1 protein-coding gene is annotated in these 16,099 nt (G+C 72.2%); it reads right to left on the bottom strand.

The annotated features are described in order from the left end of the window. Positions 1–15 precede the first annotated feature (15 nt). Entirely contained in the window at positions 16–16,095 is a 16,080-nt protein-coding gene (locus tag SACE_RS39380) for a type I polyketide synthase (RefSeq protein ID WP_011874254.1), read from the bottom strand. Positions 16,096–16,099 lie beyond the last annotated feature (4 nt).

Genomic DNA, 16,099 nt, shown 5'->3' on the forward strand with positions numbered 1-16,099 from the left:
CGTCGTCGGTCATGGTCAGCTCAACTCCGTGTCGATGAAACGGAAGATCTCCTCGTCGCTGGCCGACCCGATCCGTTCGGCGGCCGACACCTCGCCGGTCGCCGGTGCCGGTGCCAGTTCGGTGACCAGTGCCTGCAACCGGGCGAGCACCCGGCGGCGCTCACCTTCGTCGTCGAGCGCGGAGACGGTGCCACGCAGGCGGTCCAGCTCCTCGTCCAACGAGCCCGCGGCGGACGCGGCGGGGGCGAGCTGCCGCAGCAGGTGCCCGGCCAGCCGCTCCGGCGTCGGGTGGTCGAAGACGGCGCTCGCGGTGAGCTTCGCTCCGGTGGCCGCGCCGAGGCGGTTTCGCAGTCCGACCGCGGCGAGCGAGTCGAAGCCGAGCTCGGTGAACGCCCTCCCTGCCGGCAACGCCTCCGCTGACGGGTGTCCTAGCACGGCCGCCACCTCGCGGCGTACCAGCTCGACGAGCCGGAGTTCGCGTTCGTCCTGGGGCAGTCCGGCCAGCAGGGCCGCGAACTCCTGTCCGCCTTCGGCAGCCTCGGCGTTCGCGGCGTCGAGCACGCGGCGCACTTCCGGCAGTTCCGCGAGCAGCGCGCTCGGCCGAGCCGCGTTGAAGGCCGGGGCGAACCGCTCCCAGTCCACGTCCACGACGGTGACCGCCGTGTCCCCGTGCAGAAGCGCGTCGCGCAGTGCGCCGAGTGTCCGTTCGGACGGCATCGGGAGCACCCCGCGCCTGCGGAGCTGCTCGCGGCGTGCCTCTTCCGCGGCCTCGTCCTCGGCTCCCATGCCGGCGTCGGCCCACGGCCCCCACGCGATCGAGGTGACCGGTCGTCCCAGCGCCCGCCGCCGGTCGGCGAGCGCGTCCAGAACCGCGTTCGCCGCGCCGTAGGCGCCCTGTTCGCTGCCACCCCAGACACCCGCGACCGACGAGAACAGCACGAACGCCGCCAGATCGGTGTCCAGCGTGAGCTCGTGCAGGTTGAGCGCGCCCCGCACCTTCGCCCGCGCGGTGGCGGCGAACTCCGCGGGCCCGGCCTCCAGCAGGGCACCGGCTCCCAGCACGCCGGCGGTGTGCACGACGGCGGTCAGCGGCCGGTCCGCGGGAATTCCGTCGAGCACGCTCGCCAGTGCGTCGCGGTCGGCCACATCGCACGCCGCCACCGTCACCGGCACGCCCAGCTCCGCCTCGAGCGCGGCGTGGTCGGCATCCGTGTCGTCGTCGACGGTGAGCACGAGGTGCTCCGCCCCCTGCTCCACGAGCCACGCCGCCACCCGCGCACCCATCGGTCCGGTGCCGTCGGTGACGAGCGCGGTGCCGCTCGTCCGCCACTCGCGGGTCACCGCGGTCTCCGCCAGCGGAGCTCGCACCAGCCGCCGTCCCATGACGCCCGGCTCGCGGATCGCCACCTGGTCTTCGGCACCGGCAGCGGCGAGAACCGCGCAGAGCCGGTCGGTCGCGTGCTCGCCGGCGTCGGCCGGGAGGTCGACGACACCGCCCCACTGCCGTGGCAGCTCCAGCGCGACCGTCCGTGCCAGGCCCCACACCGCGGCCTGGCCGAGGTCGCGGACCGGGTCGGCGTCGCCGGTGGAGACCGCGCCGGAGGTCAGCAGCCACAGCGGTGTGCCGGCAGCCGCGTCCGCGACCGCCTTGACCAGGGCAAGGTTCGCGGTGAGGCCGAGCGGTGCCGATGGGTGCAGCGGGTGCGTGCCCTCGGTGAGCGCGAGCAGCGACAGAATCCCGCCGCGTTCCCCTTCAGCGGCCAGCTCCGCGCTCAGGCTCGTGGCGTCGGCTTCCGCGGCGTCGACGACGATGCGCGCGACCTGGGCGCCGCGTTGCTCCAACGACCGCGCGCACTGGTCGATCCAGGTCTTCACGGCCGGGTCGCTCGGCGCCACGACGAACCAGGTTCCGCGCAACCCCGCCGCGGGAGGTTCGGGCACCGGCCGCCAGGCGACGCGGTAGCGCCAGGAGTCCAGCACCGAGCGGTCCCGCTTCGCGCGCCGCCACGACGAGAGCGCGGGCAGCGCGGAGGCGAGGGACTGCTCGCCGTCGAGGCCGAGCAGGTCGGTCAGCGCCTTCGGGTCACCGGCCTCCACCGCGTTCCAGAAGCCGGCGTCGCCGGAGTCCCTCGCGCCGTCGTCACCGCCGGCGGCCTCCAGCCAGAACCGCTCGTGCTGGAAGGCGTAGGTGGGCAGGTCGACCCAGCGCTCGGCACCGGTGAACGCCGGCGACCAGTCCACGTCGGCGCCGTGCACGTGGGCTTCGCCGACCGAACGCAGGAACCGGTCGAGCCCCCCTTCGTCCCTGCGCAGCGACCCGACGGCCCGCGCGTCCTCCGCGGTCTCGTCGATCGCGGGCACCAGCACGGGATGCGGGCTGACCTCGACGAAAAGACCGTGCCCGTCTTCGGCCACGCAGCGCACCGCTTGCTCGAAGCGCACGGGTTCACGCAGGTTGCGATACCAGTAAGCCGCGTCCAGCTCTTCGCCATCAAGCCACTCGGAAGACACCGTGGAGAAGAACGGAACCTCCGCAGACCGCGGGGCAATTCCGCCCAACGCCGCCGGCAACCGCTCGGCCAACGCCTCGACATGAACAGAATGCGACGCATAATCCACCGGAACCCGCCGACTACGCACACCGCGATCCGAGCACTCGGTCAGCAGCTCCTCCAAGGCATCGACATCACCGGAAACCACCGTTGACGACGACCCGTTGGTGGCGGCCACCGTCACGCGCCCGTCGTAGCGCCGCACCATCTCGTCGGTCTCATCGACGGACAGCGCGATGGAAGCCATCCCGCCCCGGCCCGCCAACACCTCGGCGATCAACCGGCTTCGAATGCACACCACACGCGCCGCATCCCGCAACGACAACACACCCGCCACACACGCCGCCGCGATCTCACCCTGGCTATGACCCACCACCGCGCCAGGCCTGACACCATAGGACTCCCACAACGCCGCCAACGACACCATCACCGCAAACGACACCGGCTGAACAACATCAACCCGATCCAACGACGCCGCACCCACATCACCACGCAGAACGCCCAGCACCGACCAATCGACGAACTCCGCCATCGCCGCCTCGCACTCCGCCAGCCGAGCCGCGAACACCTCCGACTCCGCCAGCAGGTCCAGGGCCATCCCCCGCCACTGCGCACCCTGACCCGGGAACACGAAAACCGTCCGGTCCACGGCATCGGCGGTTCCGGCGTCGCCGCGTCCGTCCGCCAACTCCGCGAGCTGAGCTGTGAACTCCTCGCGGTCGACGCCCACCAGGACGGCGCGGTGCTCCATCGTGGCCCTGCGCTCGGACAACGCCCGTCCGATGTCGGCCGGGTCGGCGTCGGTGGTGGCGAGCCAGGTCCGCAGTCGCGCCGCCTGCTCGCGCAGCGCGGGTGCGCTCCGGGCCGACAGCGGCCACGGGACCGCTGCGTTCGGTTTCTCGGGCCACTCCGCGGTCTTCTCCGCCGGTGCCTGTTCGAGCAACACGTGCGCGTTGGTGCCGCTGATGCCGAACGAGGACACCGCCGCGCGCAGCGGCCGGTCGTCGCCGGCCCAGTCGACCGGCTCGGTCAGCAACGACACGTCACCTGCCGACCAGTCCACGGCGGTAGACGGTTCGTCCACGTGCAGGGTCCGGGGAAGCACACCGGCGCGCATCGCCATGACCATCTTGACCACACCGGCGACCCCGGCGGCGGCTTGGGTGTGCCCGATGTTCGACTTGATCGAGCCCAGCCACAGCGGTCGGCCGGCGGGGCGGTCCTGCCCGTAGGTGGCCAGCAACGCCTGGGCCTCGATCGGGTCGCCCAGCGCGGTTCCGGTGCCGTGGGCCTCGACCGCATCGACGTCCGCGGTGGACAGCCGGGCGTCGGTGAGCGCCTGCCGGATGACCCGCTCCTGCGAGGGACCGTTCGGCGCCGTCAAACCATTGCTCGCACCATCCTGGTTCACCGCACTACCACGGACCACCGCCAACACCGGATGTCCATTGCGCCGAGCATCCGACAGCCGCTCCACGACGAGCAGACCCACACCCTCCGACCACGCCGTCCCGTCCGCCGCCGACGCGAAGGACTTGCACCGCCCGTCCGGCGCCAACCCCCGCTGACGGCTGAACTCCACGAAGGTGCCGGGAGTCGCCATGACGGTCACGCCACCGGCCAGCGCCAGGGAGCACTCCCCCTGCCGCAGCGCGCGCACGGCCAGGTGCAGAGCGACCAGCGACGACGAGCACGCCGTGTCCACCGTGACCGCCGGGCCCTCCAAGCCGTAGGTGTAGGAAAGCCGGCCGGAGGCGACGCTGCCCGCGGTGCCGGCGCCGAGGTATCCCTCCACCGACGCGGGCGTGGCGGGCAGCCGGGTGGCGTAGTCGTGGTACATCACGCCGACGAACACGCCGGTCTGGCTGTGGCGGAGTCCCGCGGGGTCGATCCCGGCCCGTTCGAACGCCTCCCACGAGGTCTCCAGCAGCAACCGCTGCTGCGGGTCCATCGCCAACGCCTCACGCGGCGAAATCCCGAAGAACCCGGCATCGAACCCCGCCGCGTCATGCAGGAAACCGCCTTCCTTGACGTAGCTCTTGCCCGCGCGGTCCGGGTCCGGATCGAACAACCCCTCCACATCCCAACCCCGGTCACCGGGGAACGCCGAGATGCCGTCCTCGCCGTTGGCGACCAGCCGCCACAGGTCCTCCGGCGACCGCACCCCGCCCGGGTACCGGCATCCGATTCCCACGATCGCGATGGGCTCGGTGTCCGCGGCCGCCGTGGTGGCGACCGGCCGGGCGCGCTCGGGGGCCGCGTCGGTCAGCCGCTGCCGGAGGTGCTCGGCGACCGCCGCCACCGTGGGGTGGTCGAAGGCGAGGGTGGCGGCCAACCGCACACCCGCCGTCCTGGTGAGGCGGTTGCGCAGCTCCACCGAGGTCAGCGAGTCGAAACCGAGATCGGTGAACGCGCGCTGAGCACCGATCGCCTCCGGTCTGTCGTGCCCGAGGCTGGCGGCGACAGCCGCGCGGACGGTGTCGACCAGCAGCCGGGTCTGCTCCGCCTCCCCGAGGCCCGCCAGCCGGGCCGCCAGCGTCGACGTCGTGGCGCGGTCGGGCCGCGGTGCGACCTTCACCAGGCCGCGCAGGAGTGGCGGGAGCTCGCCGGTTCGCGCCTGTTCGCGCAGGGCGGCGGTGTCGAGCCGCACCGGCGCCAGCAAGGCCCGGCCGGTGGCGGCGGCGGTGTCGAACAACCGCATACCCTCGGCCGGTTCCAGCGCGGACATGCCGAGCCGCCCGAGACGCTTGCGCGCCCCCTCGTCGAGCTCCCCGCTCATGCCGCCCGCCCACAGACCCCACGCCAGGGACTGCGCGGGCAACCCTTCGGCCCGCCGGTGCAGTGCCAGGGCGTCGAGGAAAGCGTTCGCGGCGGCGTAGTTTCCCTGTCCCGGGCTGCCCAGCATCCCGGCGGCGGACGAGAACAGCACGAACGCGGTCAGCGGCGCTTCGCGGGTCAGCTCGTGCAGGTTCCACGCGGCGTCGGCCTTCGACCGCAGGACGCGGTCGACCCTTGCGGTGGTCAGCGACTCCACCACACCGTCGTCCAGGATCCCGGCGGCGTGCACGACGCCGGTGAGCGGACGCTCGCCGGGAATGGCGTCCAGCAGTGCGGCCAGGGCCTCGCGGTCCGCCACGTCGCACGCCGCGATGGTCACCGTGGTGGCGCCGAGGCCGATCAGCTCCTCTTCCAGGGCATCGGCGCCGTCGGTTGCGCGTCCGCGACGACCGGCGAGCACGAGGTGGCGGACTCCGCGTTCGGCGACCAGGTGCCGGGCGACCTCCGCGCCCAGCGCGCCGAGGCCCCCGGTGATCAGCACGGTGCCGTCGTCGTCCCAGCGCGGTAGGCCGTCCGGTTCGGCGCGCTGCGCGCGGACCAGACGCGGCGTCATCACGACGTCACCGCGAAGAGCGACCTGCGGTTCTCCGGACGACACGGCGTTGAGCAGGGCCGTGCCCGGTGCGTCGTCCACGTCGAGCAGCCCGAAGCGTCCAGGGTTTTCCGACTGGGCGGACCGCACGAGGCCCCAGACCGACGCAGCGGCCATCTCCGGCACGTCCGCGCTGTCACGACTGGCGACCGCTCCTCGCGTCACGAGCACCAGCCGCGTCGCGTTGAACCGATCACCGGCCAGCCATGCCTGCAACAGCGCCAGTGCGCGGTGGGCGAGTTGCGCCGCGCCCGAAGCGGCGTCCGAAGCGTCCGACTGCATGGGAGCCAGGACAACCTCGGGCAGTTCGGCGGCAGCCACGGATTCGACGTCCGGGTAGACCACGACCTCGGCCCCGGCCGCCCGCAGTTCCTCCGCGATCCCGTCGCCGTCACCGAGCACACCCACCGTGCCAGGCACCGCACCCGGCGCCGACTGGGTGGCCCACTCCACCGCGAACAACGCATCCGCGTCACCGGAGGAGGTGAGCAGCGACTCGGGAACCGGCCGCAGCACCAGCGATTCCACCGATGCCACCGGCGCGCCGGTCTCGTCGTGGACGGCCAGCGAGGCGTTGCCGTCGCCGATGAGGTCGATCCGCACGCGCAGTGCCGTGGCCCCGGGCTCGTGCAGCGTCACGCCGCTCCACGAGAACGGCAGCCGCGGCTGATCGCCCTCCGCGCCGGAGGCGAGGACGTGCAGCGCCGCGTCCAGCAGCGCCGGGTTCAGGGCGAACCCGCCGGCCGGAGTTCGTTCGGACTCCGATGCGGCGACCTCGGCGAAGACCGTGGTGCCCCGCCGCTTCGCGCTGCGCAAACCGCGGAACGCGGGCCCGTATTCGAACCCGCGCTCGGCGAACACGTCGTAGAGGCTGTCGAGGTCGAGTTCCTCGCCGTCCTCCACCGGCCAGTCGTCGGCTTCGCCGGCAACGTCGGCCACGGGCGCGATCGTCCCGCTCGCATGCCGCGTCCACGGGACGGCGAAAGCGGAGTCCGGCCGCGAGTAGCAGTCCAGCGCTCGCCTGCCGGACTCGTCGGCGGGCCCCACCACGAGCTGGAGCGCGACCTTGCCGTGCTCGGGCAGCATCAGCGGGGCGTCGATGGTGAGCTCGGCCAGCCGGCCGCACCCGACTTCCGCGCCCGCGCGCAACGCGAGGTCGACGAAGGCGGTGCCGGGCAGCAGCACCCTGCCGGACACGACGTGGTCGCCGAGCCACGGGTGGCTCGCGACCGAGAGGCGTCCGGTGAACAGGAACCCGTCCTCGTCGGCCATCGGCACCGCCGCGCCGAGCAACGGATGGCCGAGCGCGTCGAGCCCGGTCGAAGACGCGTCGGCGCTCGTGCTCGGCAGCCAGAACCGCCGCCGCTGGAAGGCGTAGGTCGGCAGCTCCACCCGCGCCGGCTCCCGGCCCGCGACGACGGCGGCCCAGTCCGGCTCGACCCCGTGGACGTGCAGCCGGGCGACGGCCTCCAGCAGGCTCGGGCCTTCGGCGCGGTCGCCGGGCGACAACGGCACGATCACCGCGTTCTCCGCGGCTTCCGGAAGGCAGTCCTGCGCCATCGCCGACAGCACCCCGCCCGGGCCGACCTCCGCGAACGCGGTGACGCCCGCCTCGGCGAGCCGGCGGATGGCGGGCAGGAACCGCACGGCGCCCCGCAGGTGGCGCACCCAGTGCTCAGGAGCGGCGATCTCCTCTGCGCTGAGCACCTCGCCCGTCGCGGTGGACACGATCGGGATCTCCGGCGGGTGGAACCGCACTTTTGACACCGCGGAGCGGAACTCCTCGAGAATCCCTTCCATGTGCGGGGAGTGGGCGGCGTGGCTGACGCGCAGCCGCCGGATCCTGCGTCCCTGTTCCCGCCACTGCCCGGCGATGCGTTCGACGACATCGGTATCGCCGGAAAGCACCACGGAGTTCGGCCCGTTCACGGCCGCGATGCCGACCCCGTCCTCCAGGCCGGCCAGCATCGCCGACATCTCGTCCTCACCCGCCTGGACCGCGACCATCGCGCCTCCGGCCGGAGCCTGCTGCATCAGCCTGCCCCTGGCCGCGACGAGCGCTGCCGCCGCGTCGAGGCTGAGCGCACCCGCCACGTGGGCGGCGGTGAGCTCACCGATCGAGTGCCCCGCGACGAAGTCCGGGCACAAGCCCCAGTTCTCCAGCTGGCGGAACAGCGCGACCTCGACGGCGAACAGCGCCGCCTGGGTGTACTCGGTCTGGTCGAGCAGCTCGGCTGCCGGTGAGCCCGCCTCGGCGTGCAGCACCTCGCGGACCGGGCGTCGCAGGTGGCGGTCGAGCTCGTCGCACACGGTCTCGAAGGCGCTCGCGAAGCCGTCGAACTCCGCCAGCAGTTGCAGGCCCATGCCCAGACGTTGCGAGCCCTGCCCGGGGAACAGGAACGCGGACTTGCGCGGGCCGGTGGCGGCACCGATGACGAGGTTCGCCGCCTCCGCGCCCGCCGAGAGCGCGTCGAGTCCGCGCAGGAGGTCCGCCCGGTCAGCGCCGAGCACCGCTGCCCGATGCGCGTGCACGGCCCGTCCGGCGACCAGCGAGTAGCCGATGCTCGCGGTGTCCTGCTCCGGATGCGTCTCGGCGTGCGCCCTGAGCCGGTTCGCCTGGTCGCGCAGTCCTGACTCGGTGCGGGAGGCGACGATCCACGGCAGCGCACGGGGTTCGGCGGTTACCGTCCGTGCTGTCGGCTCCGGGGCCTGCTCCACGATCACGTGCGCGTTGGTTCCGCTCACGCCGAAGGACGACACGGCCGCGCGGCGCGGTCGTCGGCTCTCCGGCCACGGCGTGGTGCCGGTCAGCAGCGCGACGGTGCCCGACGACCAGTCCACGTGTGGGCTCGGCTCGTCGACGTGCAGCGTCCGGGGCAGCAGCCCTTCCCGCAGCGCCAGGACCACCTTGATGATGCCCGCGACACCGGAGGCGGCCTGGGTGTGGCCGATGTTGGACTTGATCGACCCGAGCAGCAGCGGCCGCTCCGCCGGCCGGTCCTGCCCGTAGGTGGCCAGCAACGCCTGCGCCTCGATCGGGTCGCCCAGCGCGGTGCCCGTGCCGTGGGCCTCCACGACGTCGACGTCCTCGGTGGACAGCTTCGCGGCGGCGAGCGCCTGGCGGATCACGCGTTGCTGCGAGGGACCGTTGGGCGCGGTCAGGCCGTTCGACGCGCCGTCCTGGTTCACCGCCGAACCCCGCACAACGGCCAGCACCCGGTGCCCGAGCCGCTGGGCATCCGAAAGCCGCTCGACCAGCAGCATGCCGACGCCCTCGGACCAGCCGGTGCCGTCGGCCGAAGCGGAGAAAGCCTTGCAGCGTCCGTCGGCGGCCAGCCCTCGCTGGCGGCTGAACTCGACGAACATGCCCGGGGTCGCCATCACGGTGGCCCCGCCGGCCAATGCCATCGCGCACTCGCCGCGGCGCAGCGCCTGCGCCGCGAGGTGCAGTGAGACCAGCGACGACGAGCATGCCGTGTCCACCGTCATCGCGGGCCCTTCCAGGCCGAAGGAGTACGCGATGCGCCCCGAGGCGACGCTGGCCGCGCTTCCGGTCAGCCGGTATCCTTCGACGCCTTCCGCCGTCTGGTGCAGCATGGGGCCGTAGTCCTGGCGCATCACCCCGACGAAGACGCCGGTCTGGCTGCCGCGCACCTGCCCGGGGTCGATCCCCGCCCGCTCGAACGCCTCCCACGAGGTCTCCAGCAACAGCCGCTGCTGCGGGTCGGTGGCCAGCGACTCGCGGGGGTTGATCCCGAAGAAGTCAGCGTCGAAGTCGCCCGCGCCGCGCAGGAACCCGCCCTCCCGCACGTAGGACTTGCCCGGCCGGTCGGGGTCCGGGTCGAACAGCGAGTCGAGGTCCCAGCCGCGGTCGGTGGGGAACGCCGTGATGCCGTCGCCGCCTGCCACCAGGAACCGCCACAGCTCTTCCGGCGTGGACACGTCCGGGGGAAACCGGCACGCCATGCCGATGATCGCGATCGGCTCGTCCTCTGCGACCTCGACGGCCGCGGAGACCGGAGTCCGCGGCGCCGTGCCGAGGACTTCCCGCCGCAGATGCTCGACCAGGACCCGCGGCGTCGGGTAGTCGAACACCAGCGTCGCGGGAAGCCGGATCCCGAGCCGCGGCGCGAGCCTGTTGCGCAGTTCGACCGCCGACAGCGAGTCGAAGCCCAGGTCGCGGAACTCCCGCACCGCGTCGACGGCTTCGGCGTCGCCGTATCCGAGCACGGCGGCGGCTTCGGCGCGGACCAGGGCGAGCAACGCCTGTTCCTGCTCGGCCGCGGTCATGCCGGTCAGCCGGTCGCGCAGCGAGGTTTCGCCGTCCGCGGTACGCGCTTTCGCCGCGCGCCGCGACGGTGCCCTGACCAGGCCGCGCAGCAGGTCCGGAGTCGTCTCGCCGGCTCTGGTGCTGAGCTTGGCCGGGAGCAGGACCGCGTCGTCGAGCGCGAGACCGGAGTCGAAGAGGCGCAGGCCGTCCTCGGCGGAGAGCGCGGCGACCCCGGAGCGCTCCATGCGGGCGAGGTCGGCCGCGGTGAGCCCCCCGGTGATCCCGCTGCTCTGCTCCCACAACCCCCACGCCAGCGACAGCGCGGGCAGGCCCTCGGACCGCCGCTGGTGCGCCAGCGCGTCCAGCGCGGCGTTGGCCGCCGCGTAGTTGGCCTGCCCCGGACCGGCCAGGGTGCCCGCGAGCGACGAGAACAGCACGAACGCCACCAGGTCGTGGTCGTGAGTCAGTTCGTGCAGGTTCCACGCGGCGTCGACCTTCGGCCGCAGGACTCGGTCGACGCTCTCGGGCGTCATCGACTCCAGCAGGGCGTCGTCGGTGACCCCGGCCGTGTGCACCACGGCGGTCAGCGGGTGCGCTTCGGGGATCGCGGAGATCAGGGCGGCGACAGCGTCCCTGTCGGCGGCGTCGCAGGCCGCGATCGTCACGTCGATGCCGAGCTCGGCCAGCTCCGCTTCGAGCCGCCGGGCGCCCTCCGCGTCGCGGCCCTTGCGGCTGGTGAGGACCAGATGCCGCACACCGTGCACGGTGACGAGGTGCCTGGCCACGAGAGAACCCAGCGTGCCGGTACCTCCGGTGATCAGCACCGTGCCACCGGGGTCGAGCGCGGCCGGCACGGTGAGCACCACCTTGCCCGTGTGCCGGGCCTGGCTGAGGTGCCGGAACGCCTCGGGGGCGCGCGAGACCGGCCAGGAGGTGATCGGTGGGAGGCTCAGAGCGCCGCGTTCGAACAGCTCGAGCACCTCGGCGAGCATCACCCGCACCCGCTCCGGTGGCACGCGCATCAGGTCGAACGCCTCGTAGGCGACACCCGGATGCGCCGCGGCGACCTCGTCCGCGCCGCGGATGTCGGTCTTGCCCATCTCCAGGAAGCGACCGCCGCGCGGCAGCAACCGCAGCGAGGCGTCGACGTGCTCACCGGCGAGGGAGTTCAGCACCACGTCGACGCCGCGCCCGCCGGTGGCGGCGAGGAAGTGACGTTCGAAGTCGAGAGTCCGCGAGGAGGCCAGGTTCTCCTCGGCCACGCCCTGGGCGCGCACGGCGTCCCACTTGCCCGGACTGGCCGTGCCGAAGACGTGCGCACCGAGGTGGCGGGCGAGCTGCACGGCCGCCGTGCCGACACCGCCCGCGGCGGAGTGCACAAGCACCGACTCGCCAGCGCGCAACGCACCGAGCTCGACCAGCCCGAGGTAGGCCGTCAGGTAGGCGATCGGGACCGCGGCGGCCTGCTCGTACGACCAGTCGCGCGGGATGCGGGCCACGGTTCGGTGGTCGGCGATCGCGACGGGGCCGAACGATCCGCCGAACAGGCCGGTGACCCGGTCACCGGGAGCCAGGCCGGTCACATCCGGCGCGACCTCGGTGACCACACCCGCGCCCTCGCCCCCGAGCTGGACTTCACCCGGGTACATGCCCAGCCCGATCAGCACGTCGCGGAAGTTGACCCCCGCGGCGCGCACGGCGATCCGGACCTGCCCCGGCTCCAGCGGGACCTGCGCCTCCGGTGCCGGGACCAGCGCGAGGTTCTCCAGCGTTCCCTCGGCGGTGACGTCCAGCCGCCACGGCCCCGACGGCGCCGGCAGCACCGCCCGCCTGGCCAGCCGCGGCACGAGGACCTGGCCGGCGCGGACGGCGAACTGCGCCTCCCCGGCGACCAGCACCGACGGCAGCGCACGCGTGGAAGCGGCCGAGTCGTCGAGATCGGCCACCACGATCCGGCCCAGGTGTTCGGCCTGCGCAGACCGCAGCAACCCCCACAGCGCGGCGTGGCCCGGCTCCCGGACGTCCGGGGCGACGGCACCCGACGTCACGACGAGGAGCCGGGTCCCGGCATACCGCTCCTCTGCGACGAATCGTTGGACCAGCTCCAGTCCCCACCGCGTGGTCTCGCGCACCGACGCACCTGCCGGTGCCACGCCGACCACGACGTCGGGCACGACTGCTTCGGCGGCCGGCTCCTCGATGTCGGCGAAGGAGTCGACGCGCAGATCCCCCAGGTCGGGCAGAGAATCCGGCGCTGCGAGCACGGCCCAGTGACCGGCGGCGGGTTCACCGGTCAGCGACAGCTCCTCCCATTCGAGGTGAAACAGGGAGTCGTGCGGCCGCGAAGCGTCCGGCGTTGCGGCGGTCAGCGGGCGGAGCACCAGCGAGTCCACCGAGGCGACCGGCGCGCCGTCGGCATCGGCCAGCTCCAGGGCCACCGCGTCACCGTCAGCCGGTGCGAGCCGAACCCGGAGGTAGGACGCGCCGGTGGCGTGCAGCCGGACACCGCCCCACGCGAACGGCAGCCGCGCCTGCTCCGCGTCCGCGCGAAGAGCGAGGGCGTGCAGGGTCGCGTCGAGCAGTGCCGGGTGGATGCCGAACGAGTCCGCCGCCGCGATGCCGGGCTCGGGTAGTTCGATCTCCGCGAAGATCTCGGCACCGCGCCGCCAGGCCGCACGCAGTCCCCGGAAGGCGGGTCCGTACTCCAGGCCGAGCGCTTCCAGCTCGTCGTAGAGGGCCTGCACGCTCAACGCTTCGGCGGCCGAGGGCGGCCATTCCCGCGCTGCCGCGGGCGCTTCCGGAGTGCTCGGGCTCAGCGCTCCGGAAGCGTGCAGCGTCCACGGGTCGTCGTCCTGCGCGTCGTCCGGCCGGGAGTGGACCTCGATTCCGCGGCTGCCGGACTCGTCGGGCGCGGACACCTCGATCTGCAGGCACATCGCGGCGGTCTCCGACAGGGGCAGCGGCGCGTGCAAGGTGAGTTCGTCGATCCGCGTGCAGCCGACCCGGTCACCGGCGCGGATCGCCAGCTCGACGAATCCCGTCCCCGGGAACAGCACCTTCCCGGCGACGACGTGGTCGGCGAGCCACGGTTGCGACTGGACCGACAGCCTGCCGGTGAGCAGCAGCCGGTCCGAGCCCGCCATCGAGATCGCCGCATCGAGCAGCGGGTGCTCGGCCGCGCTGATGCCCGCCGAGCGCAGGGCGCCGACGGCCTGCCTGCTCTGCAACCAGTAGCGCTGCCGCTGGAACGGATACGTCGGCAGGTCGACCCGGCGGGTCTCGTGCTCGGCGAACACTGATTTCCAGTCGACCGCCACGCCTCCGACGTGCAGCTGTGCCGTCGCGGCCAGCAGCGACCGGCTCTCCTCGCGGCCGGCGCGCAGCGCGGATGCCGCGGCGATGCCGGGAACGCACTCCTGGGCGGCGGAGCCGAGGACCGCGTCAGGACCCAGCTCCAGCACCGTGGTCACGCCTTCGTCGCCGAGACTCCGCATGCCGTCGAGGAAGCGGACGGTGTCGCGGACATTGCGCACCCAATAGTCGGGTGTCGTGACCTCATCACCGACAAGGGCGCCGGTCACCGTGGAAACAAACGGAATCCGGGGAGCACAGAGCGATACCGACGCGACGGTCTCGCGGAACTCCTCCAGCATCGGGTCCATCAACGGCGAATGGAACGCATGACTGGTCCGCAACCGCCTCACCCGACGGCCCCGGAAACGCTCCTCGATCAACGCGATCTCGGACTCATCACCCGAGACCACCACCGACAACGGACCATTCACCGCCGCAACCGCAACCCGATCGGACAACAACGAAACGACCTCGTCCTCCGAGGCCGCCACCGCCAACATCACCCCCGGCTCCAACGCCTGCATCAACCTCGCCCGAGCCGCCACCAACTTGCACGCATCCCCAAGCGACAACACCCCAGCAACATGGGCAGCACCCAACTCACCCACCGAATGACCCAACACGAAATCCGGAGCCACACCCCACGACTCCAAAAGACGAAACAGCCCAACCTCAAGCGCAAAAATCCCACACTGCGCATACAACGTCTGATCGATCAATCCAAGGTCATCACCGGACAACGCCTCACCAACCGGCACCTCCAACTCATCACACACCGCACCAAAAGCCTCAGCAAACACCGGGAAACGAGCACACAACCCCGCACCCATCCCCCAACGCTGACCACCCTGACCACCAAACACGAAACCGCACTTGCCCGGGGTCGTCCGTCCGCGAACCAGTCCGGTCCCGGACAGGCCGCTCAGCAGTTCGTCCCGCCCCTCTGCGACCACGACCGCGCGGTGGTCGAGGGCTGCTCGGGAGGTCGCCAACGAGTACGCCACGTCGACCAGGTCCGCCGTGGGATCACCGGTGACGTGCTCGGCGAGGCGTTCGGCCTGCGCGGTCAGTGCGATCTCGCTGCGAGCGGAGAGCAGGAAGGGGGTCGGGCCGAAGTTCCTGGGTCCTCGCGGTTCGTGCGACGGGTCGCCTTGTTCGAGCACGACGTGGGCGTTGGTTCCGCTGATGCCGAATGAGGACACCGCCGCCCGGCGGGGCCGGTCCACCTCGGGCCAGGCCACCAAATCCCTCGCTAAGGACACCGCACCCGAAGACCAATCCACATGCGACGACGGCTCGGCCACGTGCAACGTCTTCGGCACCACACCATGCCGCAACGCCAACACCATCTTCATCACACCAGCCACACCCGCAGCCGCCTGCGTATGCCCCAGATTCGACTTCACCGAACCCAACAACAACGGCACAGACCGATCACGACCATAAGCCGACAACAACGCCTGCGCCTCAATCGGATCACCCAGCGCAGTACCAGTACCGTGCGCCTCCACCACATCGACGTCCTGAGTGGACAACCGGGCATTGGTGAGCGCCTGCAAGATCACCCGCTGCTGCGACGGACCATTCGGCGCCGTCAGACCATTCGACGCCCCATCCTGGTTCACCGCCGAACCACGCACCACCGCCAACACCGGATGCCCAAGCCGCCGAGCATCCGACAACCGCTCCACCAACAACATCCCCGCGCCCTCGGACCACCCCGTGCCATCCGCACCATCCGAAAACGCCTTGCACCGACCATCCGACGCCAACCCACCCTGACGAGCGAACTCCACGAAGGTGCCAGGGGTCGCCATGACGGTGACACCGCCCGCGAGCGCCATGGAGCACTCGCCGGCTCGCAAGGCCTGCACCGCCAGGTGCAAGGACACCAGGGAGGACGAACAGGCGGTGTCCACGGTGACCGCCGGGCCCTCGAGCCCGAAGGTGTAGGCGATCCGGCCGGTCGCGATGCTCGCGGCGTTGCCGTTGCCGATGAACCCTTCGAGCTCGCTGGGCACCGCGTCCATCAGGGTGGCGTAGTCGTGGTACATCACGCCCGCGAACACACCGGTTCGGGAGCCCCGGACCGACAGCGGGTCAACACCGGCCCGCTCGAACGCCTCCCACGACACCTCCAGCAACAACCGCTGCTGCGGATCCATCGCCAACGCCTCACGCGGCGAAATCCCGAACACCGACGGATCGAACTCCGCCGCGTCGTGGAGGAAGCCGCCTTCGCGCACGGGAAGGTCCCGCACGTCCCACCCGCGGTCGGCGGGGAACGCCGACACCGCGTCGGTGCCGGCGGCCAGCAGCCGCCAGAGATCCTCCGGCGAGGTCACACCGCCCGGATAGCGGCACGCCATGCCGACGATCGCGATCGGTTCGCGGTGGGCGTCCTCGACCTCGCGGAGGCGGCGCTGCGCGTTCTGCGCCTCGGCCAGGGCCCGCTTGAGGTAGTCCCGGAGCTTTTCCTCATTCGCCACGCGA

It is taken from the genome of Saccharopolyspora erythraea NRRL 2338 (assembly GCF_000062885.1).
GTDB classification, from domain to species: Bacteria; Actinomycetota; Actinomycetes; order Mycobacteriales; family Pseudonocardiaceae; genus Saccharopolyspora_D; species Saccharopolyspora_D erythraea.